Origin of the sequence: uncultured Tenacibaculum sp. (assembly GCF_947504135.1) — a bacterium.
Taxonomy (GTDB): domain Bacteria; phylum Bacteroidota; class Bacteroidia; order Flavobacteriales; family Flavobacteriaceae; genus Polaribacter.
Genome location: NZ_CANNGG010000003.1, coordinates 101,862 through 125,075 on the forward strand (window position 1 = coordinate 101,862; position 23,214 = coordinate 125,075).

Sequence of the window (23,214 nt, forward strand, 5' to 3'; positions counted from 1 at the left end):
TTCAAAAGCAGGTGATTTCTCACCTGCTTTTTTGTTTAAAATAAGTAAACCAAACAAATTATTAAACAATAATGTCCGCCTAATTACTATTTAACCCTATTAATTTGTTTTGACTTATAGTTATGACACGATAAAATTATAATCACAACAATCTAATTTCTTAAAACTTTTAATTAGTAAATTTGAAGCATGAAGTTTATAAAAACAACCGAACAAGATTCCAACTATAATAATTTGGAAAAAATGAGTGTTTCTGAATTACTGTTTAACATCAATAAAGAAGACAAAACAGTTCCTTTAGCTGTAGAAAAAGCACTGCCACAAATAGAAAAACTAACCCAGCAAATTGTTCTAAAACTACAAGAAGGTGGTCGATTATTTTATATGGGCGCAGGAACTAGTGGTAGATTAGGAATTGTTGATGCAAGTGAGTGTCCTCCTACTTTTGGTGTCTCTCACGAATTAGTTGTTGGCTTAATTGCTGGAGGAGATTATGCTATCAGAAAAGCGGTAGAATTTGCTGAAGATTCTACCACACAAGGTTGGGAAGATTTACAAGAACACAACATATCATCCAAAGATGTTGTCGTTGGAATTGCTGCATCAGGTACTACCCCTTATGTTATTTCTGCTCTAGAAAAATGCAATGAAAATAACATTGTAACAGGCTGTATAACTTGTAATCAAGAAAGCCCTTTAGCATTAACTGCTCAGTTTCCTATTGAAGTAGTTGTAGGTCCTGAATTTGTAACTGGAAGTTCTAGAATGAAAGCTGGAACAGCACAAAAATTAGTATTGAATATGCTTTCTACAGCTAGTATGATTCAGTTAGGAAGAGTTAAAGGAAATAAGATGGTTGACATGCAATTGTCTAACAACAAATTGGTAGATAGAGGAGAAAAAATGTTAGCTTCTGAACTAAATATCGACCAAAAAACTGCGGCAGACTTATTAAAAAAACACGGAAGTGTTCGAGAAGCTATTAAAAATTTCAATAATGAGTAACACTTCTACTTTAGAAAAAGGCATTAAAAAACTCCTAATCTTTTTAGGATTGCTTATTGCTTCCCCCCTAGTGTTAAGCATTGCTTTTAAAGCAATCCGTATATTTAAAGAAACTCCAAAAGTTTTCTTTGCCTATGGTTTGTTGGTTATAGGTATTTTGCTAACCCTTTTTACCGTATATTTCGGTTTTAAAACATTTAAAACCTTGCTAGATTACCTTTTTGAGAAAAAGTAACACCATACAAAAACTTACGAATTGGGAGCATTGGCCTTCAGCCATGTTTTACCTCCCTAACCTACCCTATGCTTTTTATTTGGCACTAAGAGCTAAACATTTAGCTTTTTTTAGTGCAACTAATCCATGTATAAAAAGCTCTGGAAATGGAACTGAAAGTAAGTACGAAACAATTTTATTAGTTCCTGAACAACATAGACCTAAAACAGTTTTAATTAAACCAAAAACTGATTTTAAAACTGTTTGTAAAAATATCAAAGAACAAAAAATTAATTTTCCTTTAATTGCTAAACCAGACGTTGGTTTCAGGGGGTTACTGGTTCAAAAAATAACTACAAAAGAAACACTAAAAAACTATCTTGAAAAGTATCCTATCAACATTATTATTCAGGAGTTTTTAGATTATAAAAATGAATGTGGCGTTTTTTATCATAGAAACCCAAAGGATGATTCTGGAAAAATTTCTTCATTAACTCTAAAACATTTTTTATCCGTTACAGGAGACGGGACCTCTACTTTAAAAGAATTAATTTTAGCTGATAAAAGAGCTAAATTATACGTCGATTTATTTTTTAAAATTCATCAAAATAAACTTACAGAAATACCTGTTAAAAATGAGGTTATTAAACTTACTTCTATAGGTAATCATTCTAAGGGAACTCAGTTTATTAATGGTAATCACCTTATCAGTAAAAAGTTAGTGAGCACTTTCGATCAGCTAAGTAAATCAATTCCCGGTTGGTATTATGGACGAATTGATTTAAAGTACAATACCTTTGAAGAATTAGAAAACGGCACCAATTTTAAAGTCTTAGAAATTAACGGAATTATCGCTGAACCTACACACATTTACGATTCTGAAAACTATACTTACTTAAAAGCTTTAAAAGCTATAAGGTTACATTGGAAATCACTTTTTAATATCGCTATTACGAACCATAAAAATTTCAATACTCCATATAAAAATTCGATAAGTTTTCTTTATGAAATTTTTTTACTAAAAAAATATACAAAAAAAATTAAACGTCTTTCTAAATAAAAAATCTTTCTTACCTTTGTAAGCGAATACAAGTCCATGTATTTTTTAAGAATCCCCCCGAGTCTTAGAAACCAATTAATTAGCTCACTGAATGGAAAGAAAACTACTCTTTTCTTTGATTCTTATTTTTCTGTTAACCCCTATTTTTGCTCAGGTAAAAATTGGGAACAATCCTTCTTCTATACACTCAAATTCCATTTTAGAATTAGAAAGTTCAGACAAGGTTTTAGTTATTAGTAAAATGACTGACAGTCAAATGAACGCCATTCAACCTTTACAAGGTGCGTTGGTGTTTAACACCGATCGTAATTGTGTGTTTATGTACAACGGAACCGCTTGGGCTAGTTTATGTACAGGAAGTACAGGAGGCGGAATTAACGTAACGACATCGAGTACTGCTCCTAACAATAACAGTTTAGGTGATTTTTGGATAAATGACACGCAAAATAACACAACACATATTTGGGATGGCACCAATTGGATTGCTATCGATAACAACCCGAGAAGAGGAAATGGAAGTCCGAATGCAAGTACTGCCCCTAACCCTACTGCTGGTGATGTGTATGTAGATAGCAGTACGGGAATTATTTATGCGTACGATGGCACTACTTGGGTAAACTCAAACACAACGCCATCTGCCAATAACGGTTTGTTGATAAACGCTAACAACACCATCCAATTAGGCGGCGTTTTAATACAACCTACGGTTATTGAAACCGATGCTACCAATAGTTTAGCCATAACAGGTTTACAAAACGGAGATGTTACTACAGATGATATTGTAACTGTTGATAGAACCACAGGTATCCTTAAAAGAACAACTGCTAGTAATTTATTGAGAGAAGAAGTAACTGACATTATTGCTACTGACGGACAAGTAACGTTTACAGGGTTAACGCTTTATACTACCGACAAGATAAATGTATATAGAAATGGGTTACGTATTGACTTTACAGTAGACAACGCCACCACCATAACAATAGAACCTGATGCTACATGCTATGCAGGTGATGAAATACGAATCGTTCAATTATATTAAAATAACCAATAAAAAAAGTTTAATAACGCAATCAATTCTTTAAAATTATGAAAACAATTACAAACAAATTTAAAATCGCGCTAGCTGCCGTTGGTTTGTTAGCTGTTGGTACGGTAAGTGCGCAGCAAATCTCTGGTGATGCTACAGAAGCAGATGGTACAACTACAATTGGAAAAAGAGAAGATGTAAGCAAATCATCACCTCTTAATGGTACAATAAGAGTCATAGACAACAAAGGAACTAAAAAATTCTTACAAGTTAAGAATGGTTTAACTCTTTTAACTGACACTAGTACTGATGGAGGAGTTATTTCTACTTGGCAATTAGGTGGTACTTTAACAGACAACACTTATATTGATGCCACTGGTAAGACCTTTTCTTTAGACGGTCTTAAATTAGTGCCGCCAGCTACGGCAGCCGCTACGGCAGCCAATGATCAAACTGTCGGTTCTAATGGTATTGCTTTAGGTTCAACTGGTACTGCAAGTACAGATACTGGATGGACAGTATTAGTTCGTGATGAAGCAACTGGTGAAATACAAAAAATATTAGCTTCAGACTTAGTGACAGCAGGAAGAGCAGAGTTTCCAATAACAAACGATGGCGATGTTGTTGTAACTGCAGCTGGTTTAGCTATGGGAACATCTATAAATAAAATATCTGTTTACAGAAATGGTGCTAAACTAAGAGCTGGTGTAGATTATACCCTTACAGCAGATGACACTATTACTCTTGACACTAGTGCTCCAACTCCTAATGACTGGACAACCTATGCTGGTGACCTTATTGAAGTACAATGGGTAAATTAATTTTTTTTTATGTTTAATAAAACTAAACATACAAAACTTTTTATACTAACTTTTGCATTGGTACTTTTTACTTTAAGTACCAATGCACAAGAAGTTAGGGTTATTGACAATAAAGGAACTATACAAACAGTTAGTAAAAATACCCCTGGAGATATTAAATATGGTATTCAAACTGACGACCACCATGGGTGGTATCTTTTAGATGGAAGATCTGTAAATGATGTTAGATTACCTACTAATGCGCAAACAGTAGCTATCTCCTTTTTTGGCACTAGCGGTAACTTACCTAATGCCGCTGATAAGGTTTTAAAACACCCCCATGAGAATGGTTCTCAAAACATCGGTGATATAGGTGGTAGTGCTACTACGACCCTTACACGAAACAATATACCAAATTATAATTTACCTACAGCCAATACAACTACTAATGGAAATCATAGTCATACTGGTTTTACAGTGAGTGGAACTCAAATTTTATCCACTCCAAGACACCAAGACCCTCCTTATTACAGAGTTGTTACCTCTTCTGGTGTTGGAAATACAAGCGTAAATGGTAATCATAACCATACAGTTACAGTAAACTCTGGCGGTAATAATGAGCCAATACAACGTTACCAACCTTATTTAGTAGTCAATACTTTTATTTACCTAGGCTTATAAATATGAGAATCCTAGTGTTCATATTGTTTATTTCTCTTAGTACGTTTTCTCAATCTGCCTTATACAATACTGGTTTTATGCAATTGCATGAAGGTGCCCAAATAGGTTTTCACACCGATGTAGTAAATGATGGAGTTTTAGATAATTATGTTGGATTTGCTGGTTTCTATGCTGATGATGAAGTACGTACGATTTCTGGAACCAACAGAATTACTTTTTTTTATGTTGAAATTGATGCATTACAAAATCTAGAGTTGTACAACTCTCTTGGGGTACGTAATCAATTAGACTTTATTAACGGACAAGTAATTACACCTAGAAACAACACCAATATCACACTCGATTTTATCGATTATGATTTTTACGCAGGTGAAGACAATGAGCGACATGTAAACGGCTACACCTCTTTAAAACAAGGGAATAAAAACACGATAGATTTCACCTTTCCTGTAGGAGATGGCACTATGTTACGCCCAATGAGCATTCCGAACCTTAACAAATACTATTTGTTTAAAGGAGCCTATTTTTATGAAGACCCTAACTTTCCATCAACATTTACTGCTAATTTTTTAACTGATCAAAAACAAGCGATCATTGAAAATATTAGTCAAACAGAGTTTTGGGACTTAGACGGTAGAAATGAAACCCGAATTACCTTAACATGGAATTCTCGTAGTGATATTTCAGCCTTAGCTAATACTATTTCTCAACTTATTGTTGTAGCATGGAGTAAAACCGAAAATCAATGGGTTAACTTAAATGTGTTGAATGTTACAGGAAACCTATCAGAAGGTACAATTACCTCTGCTGCCTTTGTTCCAGATGAATATGAAGCTATTACCATTGGTTCTTTACTTGATGATGAAATTAAAACAGACAATAACAATATTTTAATTTCTCCTAACGGCGATAATTTGAACGATTTCTTAGTTTTTGATGAAGTTGAAGAATACCCTCACAATAAATTAGTTATTTACAATCGTTGGGGAACTATTGTCTACCAAACAGAAGACTACAAAAATAACTGGGACGGTACTTCTAACGGAAGAGCTACCATTAACAAAGAAGACAAACTTCCTGCTGCTACTTACTTCTATTATTTAGAATTAGGAGATAAACCTAACACCTATCAAAAGCTTAAAAAAGGTTGGGTTTATATTAACCGATAATACTTACTCAACAAGTGCTTTCTTTGGAGTTGTTGGATTGTAACCAAAATCTGCATCAGGCAATTCTATTCCTAATTGATGTATAATGAACCCAATACTTGCAAAATGATGTATCGCATGGCTATGTGCTTGTATCAAAGCACTACCTAACGTATAATTTGCTGTTACTTTTCCTGTACCCAAATCGTCTGTAACAGAGATAATCTCATCAAAATCTTCTGATTGTAAACAATTTAATTGAGTTATTACTTCATTAAAATAAGCGATTCCGAACGTTGTTTTTTCTTCTGCTAATTGGTTTCGTTCTCTATCAGAAAAATCTACACATTTTTTATCGAGTCCGTTAAAAACACAAGCAAAAACATCCAAAATATGTCTCATATTCGCTCCTATGCTTGAATAGTAAGGAGGTATTGATTTATCACTGTATTGTTCATCTGTTATTGCCGTTAATAGTTTAATTCCTCGTTGTAAATTTTTCTCGATAGCTTCAACCATTCGTATATATAAGTTTTAAAGTAAGTTGTATAAATATAGAACTTTTCAGCAGAAGAAGTAAATTATTTTTTAAACCATAAACAACACACTGAATTACAGTATTATACAAAATAAATCAACCTTAAAAAACACTTTAAAAAAACATCCTTTTCATTTTTTGGCACGTTCTTTGGGAATTACTCTAACAACTGCGGAAGCCGAAAAGCATATAGAGTAAGCATAACCCTAAAATTAGCAATTATGAGAACAGGGATACTATTATTATTAGCAATGATGTCTTTAAGCACAGTAAAAGCAGACGACAACATTACAAAATCAACTAGCAAAATTGGGGTTACATACCGTTATAACGAAGCGGTTACCTTTGTAGAAAGAGGAATTCAATTTCACGTATTTTTAGACGGAGATTTCGACTTCAATACCCACTACGATAGATACTCAGATTATGGCGTTCGTATTAAACGAGATAGAAGAGGACGTGTTAGAAGTGTTGGAAACGTATATATAAATTACGATGCCAGGGGAAATGTAAAAAGAATTGGTAGTGTATTTATGAGATACAAATTCGGAAACTTATTTAAGGTTGGAAATCTACATATTCAATATGATAGATGGGGAAACCCAAGGTTTAGAGGACATGTAAAATCAGGAAGACATCACTATTACGGAAATGATCACTATTATTACGATGATGGAGTTGATGTAAATATCGACATAAACATAGGAGATATTTTTGATTATGACGATGTATATTTTTACAGAAAAGACTTTAGAAGAAACTATCGTCAGTTTAGAGAAGATAAAAACTTTTATTACTACGGAGCATTACCTAATGCAAAAATTGGCAAGCGTAGTAAAGTTATAAAAAGACGTAAACATAAAATTTACAAAAACGACAACAATAAATATAGAAAAGGAAAGCCTGAACAAAAAGGTAAATCAAGAAGAAACCATGATTAAACAAAAAATCCCTCATCAAATTTGATGAGGGATTTTTTTATTCTATGATTAAATAATTACTTCGCTACGTTTACTGCTCTTGTCTCTCTAATTACAGTAACTTTTACCTGTCCTGGATACGTCATATCATTCTGAATTTTTTGAGAAATATTAAATGATAATTCAGATGCTTTAGTATCGTTTACTTTAGCACTCTCTACCATAACTCTTAATTCACGTCCTGCTTGAATAGCATAAGCCTTTTGTACTCCATTAAATCCAAAAGCAATATCTTCTAAATCTTTTAAACGTTGAATATAAGAATCTAATACTTGACGACGTGCACCTGGTCTTGCTCCTGAAATCGCATCACAAACTTGAACAATAGGAGCTATTAAACTCTTCATCTCAATTTCATCGTGGTGAGCTCCAATTGCATTACATACATCTGGCTTCTCTCCGTACTTTTCAGCCCATTGCATCCCTAATAATGCGTGTGGTAATTCGCTTTCTGTTTCAGGTACTTTACCTATATCGTGTAATAAGCCTGCACGTTTAGCTGCTTTAGCATTTAATCCCATTTCAGCTGCCATAATACCACAAAGATTTGCTACTTCACGTGAGTGTTGTAATAAATTTTGACCATAAGAAGAACGATACTTCATACGTCCTACAGTTTTAATCAATTCGGGATGTAAACCATGAATTCCTAAATCAATAACAGTACGTTTACCAACTTCAATAATCTCCTGAGTGATTTGTTTTTCGGTTTTCTTTACAATCTCTTCAATTCTTGCTGGGTGAATTCTTCCGTCTGTAACTAATTTATGCATTGATAAACGAGCAATTTCACGACGAACTGGATCGAAACACGATAAAATAATTGCCTCTGGCGTATCATCTACAATAATCTCAACTCCAGTTGCAGATTCTAAAGCACGAATATTACGGCCTTCTCTACCAATAATTCTACCTTTAACATCATCTGATTCTAAATTAAATACCGACACACAATTTTCTACAGCTTGCTCTACCCCTACTCTTTGTATAGTGTTTAAAACTACCTTACGAGCTTCTTGTTGCGCTGTCATTTTAGCTTCTTCAATGGTATCTTGTATGAAAGACATTGCATCAGATTTTGCCTCATCTTTTAATGATGCAACTAATTCTGTCTTAGCTTCATCTGCAGATAAACCTGAAATTTGCTCAAGCATGTCTACATGACGCTTGTGCATTTTTTCTAGCTCAGATTCTTTTTTTTCTAAGAACTCTAATTTATAATCGAAATCAGCTTCTTTTTTTTCTAATTGTTTGTTAAGTTTTCTGTTTTTATCTAGTTCTGATGATACTTGACTCTCTTTATCTCTAATTCTCTTTTCTACATCAGAAACTTTCTTCTCTCTAGATAAAATTACTTTTTCATGCTCTGATTTTAATTCTATAAACTTCTCTTTGGCTTGTAATATTTTATCTTTTTTTATTGCTTCAGCCTCTACTTTAGCTTCTTTAAGAATGCTATTAGCCTCTTTTTTGGTTTCTTGTATTAATTTATTTGCATTAGATTTTTCTAACATTTTAGCAATAAAAAAACCTACTGCTACACCTATAATTCCTGCTAAAACAGGAAATAATATTCCCTCCATAATTTTGATTTGATTGTATAAAAAAAGCCCACATTAATAGGGTTTTAAAAACTCCAAAATAACAAGTTTAGGATTAACTGATTGATCAAGGATCCGAGGTAAAATCGGCTTGCTTTACTAATCACGACTCATCCTTTATAATTGAATAACGTTGAGTTTAACAAACAATGTACTAATGTAGGCAGTATATTAAATAATATATTTTAAAGAACGTTATAATAAATGATCTTCTAGCAAGTTAGTCAATTCATTTATCTTTTGCAATACTTCGGCTTTTTCTTTAGTATTTTTTAACGATACTATTTCTGCTTTTGATGCAAACTGTAAAGCACTCATTGCTAAAACATCTTGCTTATCTGCTACCGCATAATTTTGTTCAAACTTGGCTATTAATTCGTTAATACTTTTTGCTGCTTTTCGTAATCCTTCTTCTTCATCTGTACTATTTACACTTAATGGATATGTTCTCCCAGCAATTACCACATTAACTTTTATTTTTGCCATGCAAAAAACTTATATTATGTATTCAAAAGGGTGATGCACTTATCAATCTCTCGAATTAAAGTATTTATTTTGAGTTTTGTTTCTCTTGTACTTTCGTTACTGCCCTCAATAGTTTTTGCAACTTTCAGCAAATTAAATTGTTTTTGCTGTTCTTCTAATTGCCTCTCTTTTTCCTGTAATAAAACTTGTAACTCTCCGTTGTTTTGAAGTAAAACTCTATTTTCTTCTTTCAAAAACTCGTAGTTCGAAAGTAAGTCCTTCAATCTATCTTCCAGTAAATGAACTGCTTTTAAAGGGTTACTCATTTATTTTAGAGAATAAAACTATATTCACAAAGTTATTAATATAACTTATAATTAGCAACTCTTTTAGTGTTTTTTACTAAATTACTGATTTTAAATCTTTAACAGCTTTAATAGAATTTTATTAGTTTTGCTTTAAAACTGTTGCATTTTGAAATTTTATTTTTCTTTTATTCTATTTTTCTTTTTTATTAGCGGACAAGCTCAAAATAAGTATCCGCGAAACTATTTTTCAAACCCTTTAAAAATTCCTATTGTATTGTCTGGTACTTTTGGAGAATTACGAAGTAACCACTTTCATTCTGGAATAGATATTAAAACACAAGGTAGAGAAGGAATTCCTATTTATGCCCCTGCAGATGGTTATGTTTCTCGAATTAAAGTACAACAGTATGGTTTTGGAAAAGCACTATACCTTACCCACCCTAATGGCTATACTACGGTATATGCTCACTTAAAGTATTTTGAACCTAAAATTCAAAAATATGTGAAAAACATTCAGTATAAGAAAGAAAGTTATAGTACTGGAAACCTTTTTCTTAAATCAGATAAATTCCCTGTAAAAAAAGGGCAACTTATTGGTTATACTGGTGATACTGGTAGTTCTGGAGGTCCGCACTTACATTATGAAATTCGAGATACTAAAACAGAACATATTATTAACCCAATGCATTTTGGTTTAACAGCTGAAGACGATAAAACTCCTACCATTCAAAAATTAATGGCTTACCCATTAAGTGATGATGCTCGAATTAATAACTCTTCTTTAGAGTCCGTTATTTCTTTTAGAAATAATGGTAACGGTAATTATGTTGCTCAAAAGATAACAGCTAGTGGAACTATTGGTTTTGGAATTAGTGTTTTTGACCGACTTAATGGAGCTTTAAATAAAAACGGAATTTATAGTTTAGAAATGAACGTAAATGGTAAAAGGGTGTATTACCACGATGTAGAAACCTTTTCTTTTGCTGAAAGTAAGTACATTAATTTATTAATAGACTATAAACATTACAAAAAATATAAAAACAGGCTTCAAAAAACCCACAAGGTAGACGCTAATAGGCTTAGCTTATATGAAGATCTTATAAATAATGGTAAAATTCATATTGACGAAGAAGCTAATTATAACATTGAAATTATAGCTAAAGATTTTGAAAACAATACTTCTAAAATAAGAATTCCGGTACAGGGAGTAAAAAGCAATTTAGTTTTTAAAGAAAAAGACACTACTGATTACAAAATTACTGCTGCTGAGTTCAACAAATTTCATCAAAAAAATGTTACTGTAGCCTTTCCTAAAAACACTTTTTATACTGATTGTTTTATCGATTTCAAAGTAGAAAATGGTACTGCTAAAATTCATGAACCAACTATTCCGTTAGACAAACGATATACACTTACTTTTGAAACTTCTTTTTTAACCGAAGACCAAAAACAACATGTATATATCGCTAATGTTACAAATCCTAAATATCCAAGATACACATCTACAAGAAAAAAAATTGACAAAGTATATACTACCACTAAACTCTTAGGTAGTTTTGCTTTACGTTTTGACACAAAAAAACCCATAGTTAAGCTTTATAACTTTAGCGACAAACAATGGATTTCTAAAAACAAAACTCTTAAGGTTAAAATTAAAGATTACGAAACAGGCATAAAAAATTACCGTGCTACCATTAATGGTAAATGGATTTTAATGGAGTTGAATCATAAAAAAGGGATTTTAACCTATAATTTTAGCGATAAAAAATTAGAAGGAAGTAAACACCTCTTTAAAATTGTAGTTTCTGACAATGTTGGAAATACTGAAACTGTATCTGCTACTTTCTTTAAAAAAGTAAACTAAAACCTTTTTTTAAAAAAATAAAAAAAGTGTAGCTTTCGCTACACTTTTTTACTTTTTCATGTTTCCTTCGTTAATCAGTTTTAAAAAACTAGAAGAAGGAATCTTTGCTTTTAAAACCATTTGAGTTTTATTTGCATCATCTGAATGCTGTAAAGTTTTTGTGTATGAAACCGTACCAATCACATTTCCGTATTGGTCAATAATAGCAGCACCACTAGATCCAGCAGCATAATCAGCTGAAATAGCCATTGTATTTCTGTATCCTCCTATTTTAGGCTCACTAAATTTATCGGTAACCATACCAGAAGAAAATGCATAAAAATATTTCTTAGGATGACTTACTATATATACTGGATCTCCAATTTCAGCATCTTTTGTCGCTACTGGTAGTGCAGAAAGTTTTACTTCTTTAGGCTCTATTTTAATAACCGCTAAATCGTTAACTTTATCCGCTATCAACACTTCTTTTACAGAAAAAGTTGTTCCATCTTTTAACATCACAACCAAAGCTACTCTCGAAGTATTATTATGCTTAGTAACATACCCGTTTACTACATGGTAATTTGTTACTTTTATACCTTCTGAATTAATAATATATCCAGATGCTGGATAGGTATGAAAACGCTTACACTCTACTCCTTTTGCATTAACCTCTCCACATCTACCAGCAGAAGATACAATAACTCTAGCTTCTGATACACGATTATATATTTTTTTGGGGGCTAAGTTTCTCCTTTTTCATCCGTTTTAGGTCCAAAGTCACAGGTTCGTACCCCACAGGTTTAAATAACAAAGCAAGTGAATCTGCTGAAACCACATCGCCTGAATCTATTAATTTAGCAGAGCTTCCTGCCAATTTTACTTTGTACTGTCTAATATTATTTTTAAAATTTTGACTGTTAACTGTTACGGTAGAAAAAACTAATGATATTTTAAAAAAATATCTTTAAAAAGTGTCTCATAATTATTGGGAAATAATGTATCTATAAAATGTTGTGTTTAAAAGGATGCAAGGTACATTATTAATGCCAAAACCAAGAGAATCTCTCTTAAATTAAACTAATTGATTCTTTATTGTTAAACTTTTTAAATTCAAAATATACTGATCTTATAGAAGTTTATAAACTTACCCTACTTTGTTTCTGTTAATTAGTTATTTTCGTATAGTGAATACTGAATTTATTTTCTTTCTGAACAAAAATGAATTTGATTTTATTAATTACAGCTGGGCTTTTTAGTTTGTTTATCCATCAGTATGTTACTTCTTATAAAAGTAACACAAGAGCTACCTATTGGAACTGCTTATGCAGTTTGGACAGGTATAGGAGCTGTAGGAACAGTTTTAATTGGGATTCTGATTTTTAAAGAACCTGCTACATTTTGGCGACTCTTTTTTATCACTACCTTAATTATTTCAATTGTAGGACTGAAAGTAGTTTCTCACTAACTATAAAACATGAAAACAACACCAAAACATGATGAAAGAATTGCAAAAATGACTTTTGCTTCTGTTTATCCACACTATGTTACAAAAGTTGAGAAAAAAGATAGAACTTTAGAAGAGTTACATCAAGTAATTGAATGGTTAACTGGTTTTAATATTGAAAAAGTAAACGAGCTGATTGATAGAAAAGTTACTTTTAAAACTTTCTTTGAAAAAGCGACTCTCAACCCTAATTCTAATTTAATCACTGGTGTTATTTGTGGTTACAGAATTGAAGAAATTGAAACTCCGCTAACCAAACAAATTCGTTATTTAGATAAACTAGTAGATGAATTAGCTAAAGGACGTAAAATGGAAAAAATTTTACGCGCATAATACAATTACTTTTTCTTTTTTTAAAAAACTCCAAGCTTTCACTTGGAGTTTTTTTATTGTTTTAAGCTGTTGCTTTAGTTTTTCTAAACATTAACCAAAAACCGATTAACACTAGTGGAATACTTAATACCTGACCTGTGTTTAATGAGTTGAAAACCCAATCTTCACGTCCTTCTACTTGTGCTTCTTTTAAGAACTCTATTACAAAGCGTAACGTCCATAACACAACCATAAACAGCCCGAATAAAAAGCCTGTTTGATTTTTCTTATCTGTTTTCCAATAGAAATACCATAAAGCAAAGAATAGTACTAAATAACTAAATGCTTCGTATAATTGGGTTGGGTGACGTGGTACCGTCTCTCCTGCTCTTTTAAAGATGACTCCAAAGCTGCTTCCTGTTGGTTTTCCGTAAATTTCAGAATTAAAGAAGTTTCCGAAACGGATGAAAAATCCTGCTAAGGCTACCATAATTCCTAATCTATCTAAAATAAACAACCATGGTTTTTGTAAGTGTTTCTTAGCGTAAAAGTACATGGCTATTGGAATTGCTATTGCTGCTCCGTGACTTGCAAATCCTGTAAACCCTGTAAATTTCCATCCATCTAACAATCCGAATAAAGCCGAAGCTCCTTCTTGTTTTTTAATTGGTAATATGATTTCTAGTAAGTGGTTTTGGTAATAATCCCAGCTATAAAAAAACACATCACCTAAACGCATTCCTATTAACATAGAAACGAATACGTACATAAATAACGGATCTAATTTTTCTATAGGAATATTATCGTTAATGTAAATCTTTTTCATTAATCGAAGTCCTAAAATAAACGCCGCTACAAACATTAAACTGTACCAACGAATACCAAAACCTCCTAAGTTTATTATTTCTGGGTTCCAATCCCACACTATGGATAAAAAATTCATCTACTTTAATTTAGTTTTTGTGTCAATCCAAAACACTATTGAGTTTCTTTGTTTCTGAGGTTGCTCAACAGTATAAAATGACTATTATTTTTCTTTTTTCTCTGGAACAGGATCGTAACCGCTTCCTCCCCAAGGGTGACAACTGAAAATTCTTTTCAATGCCAACCAACCACCGTAAAACAATCCGTGTTTTTGTAACGCTTCAATTGTGTAGCTTGAACACGTTGGTGAATATCTACATGTTGCTGGTGTAAACGGAGATATGGCTGTTTGATAAAATCGAACTAGTAATATAAACGGATATGTTAGTATTTTTTTCAATTAATTAACTGTAAACGTTGTTCCTTCTCTACCGTCTTTTAATTGAATACCTAATTCCAGTAATCTATCACGAATTTCATCCGACAATGCCCAATCTTTATTTTCACGTGCTTCTTTACGCATGCTAATTAACATTTCAACTACGCCACTTAGTTTGTCTGAATTATTTCCTTCTGAAGTTTCATTCATTAATCCTAATACATCAAAAACAAACGCATTGATTGTATTTTTAAACACGTCTAAGTCATCGGTAGTTAAACTTGCCTTTCCTTCTTTTATTTGATTGATAACTTTTACTGCTTCAAATAAATGTGCTATTAAAATAGGTGTATTAAAATCATCATTCATAGCATCGTAGCAATCTTGTCTCCATTTTTCAACATCAAATGAAGAAGAACTACCTGCTTCAATTTTATCTAAGAAATCTACAGCTTCCATTAACTTTGCATGTCCTTTTTCAGCTGCTTCTAACGCTTCTCCTGAAAAATCTAAAATGCTTCTATAGTTCGCTTGCATATTGAAAAAACGAACCACACTTGCAGAAAACGGTTTTCCTAAGATGTTATTTTCTCCCGTTAAAATTTCATTTGGTAAAATAAAGTTCCCTGTTGACTTTGCCATTTTTTGACTGTTCAACAATAGCATGTTGGTGTGCATCCAGTAATTTACTGGTTTTACACCACTACAGGTTTGCGATTGTGCAATTTCACACTCATGATGCGGGAATTTTAAATCCATTCCTCCACCATGAATATCAAATTGTTCACCTAAGTACTTTGTACTCATTACTGAGCATTCTAAATGCCAACCTGGAAAACCATCACTCCAAGGTGAAGGCCAACGCATGATATGACGATCGTCTGCTTTTTTCCAAAGCGCAAAGTCTTGCGGATTTCTTTTATCTGACTGTCCGTCTAACGCTCTTGTATTGTGAATAGCGTCTTCAAATTTTCTACCAGAAAGGATTCCGTAGTTGCCTGTTTCGTTATATTTTAACACATCAAAATACACCGAACCGTTTACTTCATAAGCAAAACCTTTTTCCATGATTTCTTTAATCATTTCAATCTGCTCTACAATATGACCTGTAGCGGTAGGCTCTATACTTGGTGGTAAAAAGTTGTAGTTGTTTAATACATTATGGAAATCAACTGTATAACGTTGCACTACCTCCATCGGTTCAATCTCCTCTAATCGTGCTTTCTTTGCAATTCTGTCTTCACCTTCATCTGCATCGTTTTCTAAGTGACCAGCATCGGTAATATTACGCACATAACGCACTTTATACCCAAGGTGTAATAAATAACGATACACCACATCAAAAAACATAAAAGTTCGTACGTTTCCTAAATGGGCGTTGCTATATACTGTAGGACCACATACATACATTCCTACGCGTCCTTCGGTTACTGGTTTAAAAAGCTCTTTTGATTTGGTTAAAGAGTTATATATTTTAAGTTGATTTTCTTTGTATAATTCCATAGTAAAAATGACTATTTGCAAACGCTAAGATAGGCACTTTATAAAGAATATAGAAAAAGAATTTGGTAGCAATTTTGTAGAAATAAAAAGTAATTCTGTTTGTATTTCTTATTGATTTTTAACTTTTAATTGGCTGTATTTACCTATTACCTCAATCTTTTTATCATTAGATAAAATTGTAAAATTTCCATTGATGTTTTTTTCTGGTTTATTAAAATATAACCTCATAGAAGGTTCTGATTGAAAATTTGGAGACTTATCATCTATTGTATAGACTAAATTTTTCTTGACACTTGAGAGATCTAATACTGCTTTTGTTGAGTTTAAAACTACTTTAAAAGTATTAAAATTAGGATGAATTTTCATAATTACAAGTTCACTAAACTCACTATTTACATTTACATCTTTATAAACGTTGTTTAGTATGGCTTCAGATGAATTAGAGTTTACGGTTGTATTGGTAACCGATGCTAATTGAGCATCGGTTACATTATTTAAGAACAACGTACAAGCGTTTAATGAATTTATGTTTACTGGTGAAAATGAAATATTTAATTTTCCACCGTCAAGTGCGTCAGCTTTAAAAGTTCCATAACTAACCTTTCCTGAAGCTTTGGTTTTTGGTAGTTTTACTTTACAGTGACGTGTATTCAAGTCAAATGTTGCTGATTTTGGGACTTTTATTGTAATCTTCTTTGTGATTTTTACTTTTTTTCCATTAATCATAAGGTTATTACTGTCAGAAGAGAAAGAATAATTCATACGAGTCTTTTTCATTTCCTCTCTCGCTTTTGCTAATTGTTTTTGAATTTTTTCTCTGTCCATTTTTTTAAGCTCACTTTTAACTCTTTTTAGTTCGTCTCTTAATTTTTTTTCATTGAGAACTTGATGGTTTTTTGAGAAAAACATCTTTATTTTAGAATTTTTATTATTCTTAAGATATTCTTTATATACTTCCGTTTTCTTAAATTCCTCCCATTCTTCTTTTGAGTTTATATTTACATTATGTTTGCCATCTTTCCACTTAAACCTCACAAACTCTTCATTTTCAAACATTTCCTCTACATCAAAATCCACATCTTGAAATAACTTTTCAAAATTAATTTCTGGAATTTCAATTTCAGACATTTCTGGAATCTCAGGCATTTCTGGGATACTTATCTCTGGTATTTCTGGTATTACTACAACTTCACTTTCTGTATCATACTCAAATATTCTTGGGTAATTATTGTCTGATGAATTGAAGAATACAATATTGTCTCTTCCTATTCTAAAACTATTTCTATTGGCATTAATTTGCACCTTACTTTTATTCCCTAGGGCTTCAAATTTCCAGTTGTCTAAATATTTTTGAGCTTCTTTTTTATCTAGCCCTTCAACTTCTACAACTGCTTCTACTGAAACTTCATTTTCATTCCATGTAGTTACATCTACATCTGCATTAGATGCATTGATATTAACTACTACGTCTTTACTTGTTTTAAAATTTTCACTAAACTTTTTATCGTATTTCTGTGCAGATACAACGCTAGTTACTAACAGTAAAAAAACACTGATTTTAAATTGTTTGAATATCATTTTGAGTTGGATTTTTAAATTCTTGTAATTGTTTTTGCATACGTTTTAACAGCTGTAAACGTAATTGCAGGTTTCCAATCAATGCATTGATAGTATCGTCATTAATTCCTTTTGTATTGAGCTCTTCGGTTAACGATTTATATTCTTTGGTTAATTCTCCTATTTTAATTAAATAACCATCAAAAAGTTCTTTATTATCTTCAGTTAATTCTAACTGACTTAGTTCGTAATTAATGGTATTTACATAGTAATCTTCCACCGTTTTTAACTCAGGAGATATGGTTCCTAAACTAATTTGATTTTGAGTTTCTTTTGGAAGCTCAGTTATTATTGGATTTACAGTATTAGTTGGGTAAAACTGAATTCCCAAACTCACCAACAACACAATGGATGCTGCTATATACAACCACTGATATGATTTTTTTGTTGATGGTGTTGAATGCAATTCATCCATCAACTTTTGTTGAAAACGCTGTCTGTGATTTGTTGATAACCTCTCGGTGTTTTCAACATTGTTTTTTAGTATTTCTCTAATATCTTTAGACATGGTGTACTGCTTTTAATTGTTCTTGCACTTGTCTTTTTCCTCTTAATAAATGTGTTCTCGAACTCACTTCCGAAATTCCTAATATTTGCGAAATCTCTCTATGATCATACCCCTCTAATAAAAACAGGGTTAACACAACTCTATACTTTTCTTTTAATTGTTGAATGCAGTTTACAATATCCTGATACGATATCGTTGAAGCTACATTCCAATTATCATCATCTGCTACTGTGGTAATTTCTTCATTAATCGAAATCAATTCTAATTTTCTCTTCTTTAAATAATCAATACTTTGATTGATAACGATTCTTTTTAACCAAGCACCAAACGCTACTCCTTCTTTATATGAATCAATATTTTTAAATGCTTTTACAAACGCTTCTTGCATCACATCTTCCGCTATAAAAGAATCTTTTACATACCGTAACGCCACTGTATACATGGCATCACAATACAAATCATACAATTGCATTTGTGCTTTTGCATCATTGTTTTTACAGGCATCTATTACCGATTGATGTAACTGTTTGGTTGATTTCATTCTTGATTTCTTACCCTAAATACGAGACTTTTTCCGCCGCGTTGCATTTTCCTGCATTTTTATTTCTAAATTTACGTTATTATTTTGTTTTACCTACATAATGACCGACAAAGACACATCTGCACTCTCTGAAAAAGACGGGGTTTCTCAGCCTGAAACCACCAGTAAATCATCTGCAGAAAAAATAAAACGTAACAGAAGAAAAACTACCTCAACTGAAGAATTTGTTACTCAAATAATTGCTGGTAATATTCCTTTTTTAAGTAGAGCTATTACGTTAGTGGAAAGTACAAACCCAAAACACCAACAACAAGCTAATGAAATTTTAGAAGCTTGTTTACCGTATGCCAATAAATCGGTTAGAATTGGAATTACAGGTGTTCCAGGTGTAGGAAAAAGTACGTTTATTGAAGCTTTTGGTAAGCATTTAACTTCTTTAGGAAAAAAAGTAGCTGTTTTAGCGGTAGATCCAAGTAGTTCTGTTAATAAAGGAAGCATTTTAGGTGATAAAACACGTATGGAAGAATTGGTTACTGATGAAAACGCATTTATCCGTCCCTCTCCTTCTGGGACTTCACTGGGTGGAGTAGCTCAAAAAACACGCGAAAGTATTATTTTATGTGAAGCAGCAGGATTTGATACCATTATTATAGAAACTGTAGGTGTTGGTCAATCAGAAACTGCGGTACATTCGATGACCGATTTCTTTTTATTGTTGAAGTTGGCAGGTGCTGGTGATGAATTACAAGGAATTAAACGCGGAATTATTGAAATGGCAGATGCTATTGTGATTAACAAAGCAGACAGCGGTAACGAAAAAAATGCGAAGATTGCCAAAGTGGAGTTTAACAGAGCCTTACATTTATATCCACCTAAAGATAGTGGTTGGCAACCCAAAGTTTTGTTGGCTAGTGCACTTCATCATCAAGGAATTGATGCTATTCATACGATGATTGATGAATACATTACGTTAGCTAAAAATTCAGGCTATTTTCAACAAAAAAGAAACGAACAGAACAACTATTGGTTGTTAGAAACCATTAACCAACAATTAAAAAGTAATTTTTACAACAACCCAAAAATTAAAGAATTGTTACAACAAGAAGTTGCCAAACTAGAAAACGGAAAAACCACACCGTTTACAGCTGCAAAACGATTGTTAGGCAACAAATAATTAATAAAAATACAGACTCTCTTATAGAGTTATAAACATATGGAAGAGAATACACTTACTTGGAACGATTTTGCAAAAGTAGAAATGCGCATTGGTACGATTATTTCTGCTGAAGTTTTTAAAGAAGTTAAAAACCCTGCCTATAAAATGCAAGTAGATTTTGGCGACTACGGAATTAAAAAAACCTCTGCACAAGTCACCAAACTATACCAACCCGAAGACTTGATAGGAAAACAAGTAGTAGCAGTCGTAAATTTCCCAAAAAAACAAATTGCCAATATGATGAGCGAATGCTTGGTATTAGGCGGCTTAGGTGATGATAAAGAAGTAACGCTTTTAACTGCCGAACGTGCTGTTAAAAACGGAACAAAAATTGGGTAAAGTTTAGTTTATCTAAAATTGTTTATGAGTAAACTCTTAATAAATGAAAACTAAAAAAACTATAAAAGGTACTTGCAGAATATGTAAACAGGAAAAAGAACTTAGTTTCGAACATATCCCTCCTAAATCAGCCTTTAATAAAAATAATAGATTTTATACTATTAGCTCTATAGATTATTACCAAAATTTTGAACAATATAAGAATGAAAAACCTAACCTAAAAATAGAGCAAGGAGGCTTAGGAGAATATTGTCTTTGTGTAAATTGTAATGGTTTTTTAGGACAAATGTATGTTAGAGAATATAAAAAGTTTTCACATATTGCTATGAGTATACTCAATAAATATGAAGATAATTATGTTAAATCTTTTGAATTTGACATATCTGATATAAATCTTTTAAAATTTTTAAAGCAAATAACTTCAATTTTTGTTTGTAGTAACCAACCTGCTTTTACAAATTCTTATCCAGAACTAATTGACTTTATTAAAAAACCTGAATTAGAATCGCTTCCTGATAAATATCGTTTTTATATGTATTTAAATAATGAAGGCCATATAAAAAATGGAAAATTTCATTATACAAATATTCATGGTATGGTTTGTGAATTTGTATACCCTCCCTTTGGTTTTGTATTAAATATTGATAATCCAAATAGGATAATGGAAGTTACTGAGATAACCAACTTCAAACATTATAACAAAATTGATAAGACCAGAAAATTACCGATTATTTTGAATAAGTATATCACACATTATCCTTTCCCTTTAGATTTTAGACAAAAAGGTTAATTAAAAAATTTTACTGAAAACTCAACAAAACTCCCCTCTATTCACTTTCTAAAAATTCCAAATAACCGTATCTTGCAGTCTTATTAAAAGACACCTATAATGCAAGACAAAAACTTACATACCTATATAAAAAATGTTGTAGAAAATATGCCAGCAGATTGGTTAAACTTAACCACGCACCGTCTGGATATTTATGTAGAAAAACTAGCCAAAACTCAGTTTTTAGAACAGTTTGAAGATTTGTATAAAAACAACGATGCTACTGCTTCAGCTTTAAGCAAGTTGCCAACTGCATACGATTATATTCGTTTAGGGCATCCGTTATCGTCGGTATTAGAGTGGACGATAGCCAAACTATACAACACAAAAGCAGCAAATGTAATTAGTTTTTCGTCACAAACAGTTCCTGTATTGGCTGTGTTAAGAGCGAACTTGTTTGCTAATAAAAACACGCAAATAGTGTACACCAATGAAATCCCTAGCTTTTTTGATGCAGAGGTAATTAAGAACGTTTACGGATATCAGTTTGAATTAAAAAAGGTGGATAGTGTTGAAGCTATTCCTGAGTTTGACGGCAGCACCGTATTGATTGTTGAACAAGAAACTATTTGCAACTTTACCATTGTACCAAACGTTGATTTTTACATCAACACACACCCTGAATTAGGAAGCTTTTTATTGGTAAACGGTGAGCAAAACGACTCTTATATTTCAGACATTCAACATGTAAGAAGAAGAGAAACCATTGCAATGACTCCTGCTAATTCGTTAAAAGCATTAAAAAGCCTTATCGATGAGCCGTATGATGTTACGGTTACTAATGTAGCACAAAACAAAGCAAAGGTTGAGAGACTCATCAATGAAATTACCAACACCAGTACAAAAGCGTTAGTAGCATCAAGTGGACTTTCAATACAATATGCTATTTTAATGGGATTGATTGATGATGCTCTTGAAAACCATAAAGGGAAAGCTATTAAAATTGTAGTGCCTCCAAACTGTTATGGTGGTACAAACGACCAAGCAAGACGTGTTGCTGCTTGTTTAAACAACGTAGACATTGTTGATTTGCCTGTTGATGGAGACAATGATATGGTAGAAAGTATCGATACCGTGTTAACCAACATTGCAGCACAAGATGCGATTCCGTATATCATTGCAGAAATTCCGACCAACCCAAGAGTAGAAGTACCTAATCTTACCGATTTAAGAGATGTTTTGAGTAAAAAACGTACGACTCCTACTGGTGAAACAGCGGTTGATCCTGTGTTTATTTTAGATCAAACTTTTTGTCCGAATGTTCACTTTTTAGGAGATACAGACATGTTAGCCAATATTAGAACTATTTCGTTTGCTAGTGGATCAAAATTCCCTAGTGGTGGAAAATGTACTGCTGGATACTGTGTTGGAAATAAAACAACCAACGCATTAATCAAAAAAATAGAAAAGCACTTACACATTTGCGATAACGAGGCTACACCGCTTCAATACAAAATATTAGCTGCACAAATGCCTTCGATGACGCAACGAATTAGTGATGCTTATAAAAACACGCGTGAGTTTGTAAACTTTATTCATGAAGTATTACCTGATGCTAAAATCAATTTTGTTTCAGAAGAACTAGCTGCGCAAGGATTTACACCATCAGTATTTTCGTTAGACCTTCCTACCAAAGGGAATACTGCGGAAGAAAAAGAAGCCTATAAAAGAGCTTTAAACTTAAAGCTTATCAATTTAATGATTACTGAAATTCCGAATGAAAGTAAGTATTGTGTAAGCTACGGACAATTAAAAGGTTGTTATTGGACGATTCCAGCAACCTCAACACAAGGAACCACCAAAGAAGGTGATAAAGATTATATTGCCCGTGTGGCACTATCTCCTAATATGGATTTAGAGCTTCATAAAAAAGTTTTCTTAGACTTTGTAAAAGGTATTTAAGAATAATAAAACGTCATTTCGAAGTAG

The 23,214-nt window shown here is 32.3% G+C and carries 25 protein-coding genes, 1 other RNA gene and 1 pseudogene; 15 read left to right on the plus strand and 12 right to left on the minus strand.

Annotated elements, in window-relative coordinates; genetic code table 11:
- Nucleotides 1-189 precede the first annotated feature (189 nt).
- The 7 genes from murQ (at nucleotide 190) to Q0663_RS06680 (ending at nucleotide 5,956) form a co-directional block, all read left to right on the plus strand.
- Entirely contained in the window at nucleotides 190-1,005 is an 816-nt protein-coding gene (murQ, locus tag Q0663_RS06655; protein WP_299008428.1) for an N-acetylmuramic acid 6-phosphate etherase, read from the plus strand.
- Nucleotides 998-1,240, plus strand: a complete 243-nt coding sequence (locus tag Q0663_RS12670; protein WP_367171436.1) for a DUF6095 family protein — start codon at nucleotides 998-1,000, stop codon at nucleotides 1,238-1,240. Before murQ ends, Q0663_RS12670 begins: the two co-directional genes overlap by 8 nt.
- On the plus strand, nucleotides 1,227-2,279 hold the full coding sequence (locus tag Q0663_RS06660) for a D-alanine--D-alanine ligase (protein ID WP_299008433.1): 1,053 nt from the start codon (nucleotides 1,227-1,229) through the stop codon (nucleotides 2,277-2,279). The genes Q0663_RS12670 and Q0663_RS06660 overlap by 14 nt, the downstream gene beginning before the upstream one ends.
- Before the next feature lie 91 nt (nucleotides 2,280-2,370).
- Entirely contained in the window at nucleotides 2,371-3,318 is a 948-nt protein-coding gene (locus Q0663_RS06665) for a hypothetical protein (RefSeq protein WP_299008436.1), read from the plus strand.
- Nucleotides 3,319-3,365: 47 nt separating this feature from the next.
- Nucleotides 3,366-4,127 carry a hypothetical protein gene (locus Q0663_RS06670; RefSeq protein ID WP_299008438.1) on the plus strand — a complete coding sequence of 254 codons (762 nt, stop codon included), beginning with the start codon at nucleotides 3,366-3,368 and terminating at the stop codon, nucleotides 4,125-4,127.
- Between the two features lie 9 nt (nucleotides 4,128-4,136).
- Nucleotides 4,137-4,787, plus strand: a complete 651-nt coding sequence (locus tag Q0663_RS06675; RefSeq protein ID WP_299008440.1) for a hypothetical protein — start codon at nucleotides 4,137-4,139, stop codon at nucleotides 4,785-4,787.
- Between the two features lie 2 nt (nucleotides 4,788-4,789).
- Nucleotides 4,790-5,956, plus strand: coding sequence for a gliding motility-associated C-terminal domain-containing protein (locus tag Q0663_RS06680; RefSeq protein WP_299008442.1), 1,167 nt, complete (start codon nucleotides 4,790-4,792; stop codon nucleotides 5,954-5,956).
- A gap of 3 nt (nucleotides 5,957-5,959) precedes the next feature.
- Here the strand turns inward: Q0663_RS06680 and Q0663_RS06685 are convergent, their stop codons facing one another.
- Nucleotides 5,960-6,454 (minus strand): DinB family protein, encoded by a 495-nt coding sequence (locus tag Q0663_RS06685; RefSeq protein ID WP_299008445.1) that lies wholly within the window; start codon nucleotides 6,452-6,454, stop codon nucleotides 5,960-5,962.
- Nucleotides 6,455-6,694: 240 nt separating this feature from the next.
- Here Q0663_RS06685 and Q0663_RS06690 point away from each other — a divergent pair, with 240 nt between their 5' ends.
- Nucleotides 6,695-7,414 (plus strand): hypothetical protein, encoded by a 720-nt coding sequence (locus Q0663_RS06690; RefSeq protein ID WP_299008451.1) that lies wholly within the window; start codon nucleotides 6,695-6,697, stop codon nucleotides 7,412-7,414.
- A gap of 56 nt (nucleotides 7,415-7,470) precedes the next feature.
- On the opposite strand, the gene rny is transcribed toward Q0663_RS06690, so the two are convergent.
- The 4 genes from rny to Q0663_RS06710 form a co-directional block, all read right to left on the minus strand.
- Nucleotides 7,471-9,036, minus strand: a complete 1,566-nt coding sequence (gene rny, locus Q0663_RS06695; RefSeq protein ID WP_299008454.1) for a ribonuclease Y — start codon at nucleotides 9,034-9,036, stop codon at nucleotides 7,471-7,473.
- A 48-nt stretch (nucleotides 9,037-9,084) separates the two neighbouring features.
- A non-coding RNA gene (gene ssrS / locus Q0663_RS06700) (6S RNA) lies at nucleotides 9,085-9,193 on the minus strand.
- Between the two features lie 56 nt (nucleotides 9,194-9,249).
- Nucleotides 9,250-9,540 (minus strand): cell division protein ZapA, encoded by a 291-nt coding sequence (locus Q0663_RS06705; RefSeq protein ID WP_047789619.1) that lies wholly within the window; start codon nucleotides 9,538-9,540, stop codon nucleotides 9,250-9,252.
- A gap of 14 nt (nucleotides 9,541-9,554) precedes the next feature.
- Nucleotides 9,555-9,845 (minus strand): hypothetical protein, encoded by a 291-nt coding sequence (locus Q0663_RS06710; protein WP_047789618.1) that lies wholly within the window; start codon nucleotides 9,843-9,845, stop codon nucleotides 9,555-9,557.
- A 148-nt stretch (nucleotides 9,846-9,993) separates the two neighbouring features.
- On the opposite strand from Q0663_RS06710, the gene Q0663_RS06715 reads away from it, so the two are divergent.
- Entirely contained in the window at nucleotides 9,994-11,691 is a 1,698-nt protein-coding gene (locus Q0663_RS06715) for a M23 family metallopeptidase (RefSeq protein ID WP_299008471.1), read from the plus strand.
- Between the two features lie 48 nt (nucleotides 11,692-11,739).
- Here the strand turns inward: Q0663_RS06715 and Q0663_RS06720 are convergent, their stop codons facing one another.
- Entirely contained in the window at nucleotides 11,740-12,402 is a 663-nt protein-coding gene (locus tag Q0663_RS06720; protein WP_367171445.1) for a serine protease, read from the minus strand.
- 514 nt (nucleotides 12,403-12,916) lie between these two features.
- Between Q0663_RS06720 and Q0663_RS06725 the strand changes: the two are divergent.
- Nucleotides 12,917-13,138 (plus strand): annotated as a pseudogene (locus Q0663_RS06725) (multidrug efflux SMR transporter); the annotation flags it as partial.
- 9 nt (nucleotides 13,139-13,147) lie between these two features.
- On the plus strand, nucleotides 13,148-13,510 hold the full coding sequence (locus Q0663_RS06730; protein ID WP_299008474.1) for a DUF2200 domain-containing protein: 363 nt from the start codon (nucleotides 13,148-13,150) through the stop codon (nucleotides 13,508-13,510).
- Between the two features lie 61 nt (nucleotides 13,511-13,571).
- Here the strand turns inward: Q0663_RS06730 and lgt are convergent, their stop codons facing one another.
- The 6 genes from lgt to Q0663_RS06760 form a co-directional block, all read right to left on the minus strand.
- The gene (gene lgt, locus Q0663_RS06735; RefSeq protein ID WP_299008477.1) at nucleotides 13,572-14,432 is read right to left on the minus strand and encodes a prolipoprotein diacylglyceryl transferase; all 861 of its coding nucleotides are present in this window, start codon (nucleotides 14,430-14,432) and stop codon (nucleotides 13,572-13,574) included.
- An 84-nt stretch (nucleotides 14,433-14,516) separates the two neighbouring features.
- Nucleotides 14,517-14,753 carry a membrane protein insertion efficiency factor YidD gene (yidD, locus tag Q0663_RS06740; protein WP_073181389.1) on the minus strand — a complete coding sequence of 79 codons (237 nt, stop codon included), beginning with the start codon at nucleotides 14,751-14,753 and terminating at the stop codon, nucleotides 14,517-14,519.
- Entirely contained in the window at nucleotides 14,754-16,235 is a 1,482-nt protein-coding gene (cysS, locus tag Q0663_RS06745) for a cysteine--tRNA ligase (RefSeq protein ID WP_239178975.1), read from the minus strand. It lies immediately after the preceding gene.
- A gap of 108 nt (nucleotides 16,236-16,343) precedes the next feature.
- The gene (locus Q0663_RS06750; protein WP_299008488.1) at nucleotides 16,344-17,813 is read right to left on the minus strand and encodes a hypothetical protein; all 1,470 of its coding nucleotides are present in this window, start codon (nucleotides 17,811-17,813) and stop codon (nucleotides 16,344-16,346) included.
- On the minus strand, nucleotides 17,794-18,360 hold the full coding sequence (locus tag Q0663_RS06755; RefSeq protein WP_159490063.1) for a hypothetical protein: 567 nt from the start codon (nucleotides 18,358-18,360) through the stop codon (nucleotides 17,794-17,796). Before Q0663_RS06755 ends, Q0663_RS06750 begins: the two co-directional genes overlap by 20 nt.
- The gene (locus tag Q0663_RS06760; RefSeq protein WP_299008501.1) at nucleotides 18,353-18,901 is read right to left on the minus strand and encodes an RNA polymerase sigma factor; all 549 of its coding nucleotides are present in this window, start codon (nucleotides 18,899-18,901) and stop codon (nucleotides 18,353-18,355) included. The genes Q0663_RS06755 and Q0663_RS06760 overlap by 8 nt, the downstream gene beginning before the upstream one ends.
- 100 nt (nucleotides 18,902-19,001) lie before the next feature.
- On the opposite strand from Q0663_RS06760, the gene meaB reads away from it, so the two are divergent.
- The 4 genes from meaB (at nucleotide 19,002) to Q0663_RS06780 (ending at nucleotide 23,187) form a co-directional block, all read left to right on the plus strand.
- Entirely contained in the window at nucleotides 19,002-20,075 is a 1,074-nt protein-coding gene (gene meaB, locus Q0663_RS06765) for a methylmalonyl Co-A mutase-associated GTPase MeaB (RefSeq protein WP_299008503.1), read from the plus strand.
- A gap of 39 nt (nucleotides 20,076-20,114) precedes the next feature.
- A complete protein-coding gene (locus tag Q0663_RS06770) occupies nucleotides 20,115-20,456 on the plus strand; it encodes a tRNA-binding protein (RefSeq protein WP_299008506.1) in 342 nt (113 codons plus the stop codon).
- A gap of 43 nt (nucleotides 20,457-20,499) precedes the next feature.
- Nucleotides 20,500-21,246, plus strand: a complete 747-nt coding sequence (locus Q0663_RS06775; RefSeq protein ID WP_299008509.1) for a hypothetical protein — start codon at nucleotides 20,500-20,502, stop codon at nucleotides 21,244-21,246.
- Nucleotides 21,247-21,345: 99 nt separating this feature from the next.
- Nucleotides 21,346-23,187: a PLP-dependent transferase gene (locus Q0663_RS06780; RefSeq protein ID WP_299008512.1), complete on the plus strand. Its 1,842-nt coding sequence runs from the start codon at nucleotides 21,346-21,348 to the stop codon at nucleotides 23,185-23,187.
- Nucleotides 23,188-23,214 lie beyond the last annotated feature (27 nt).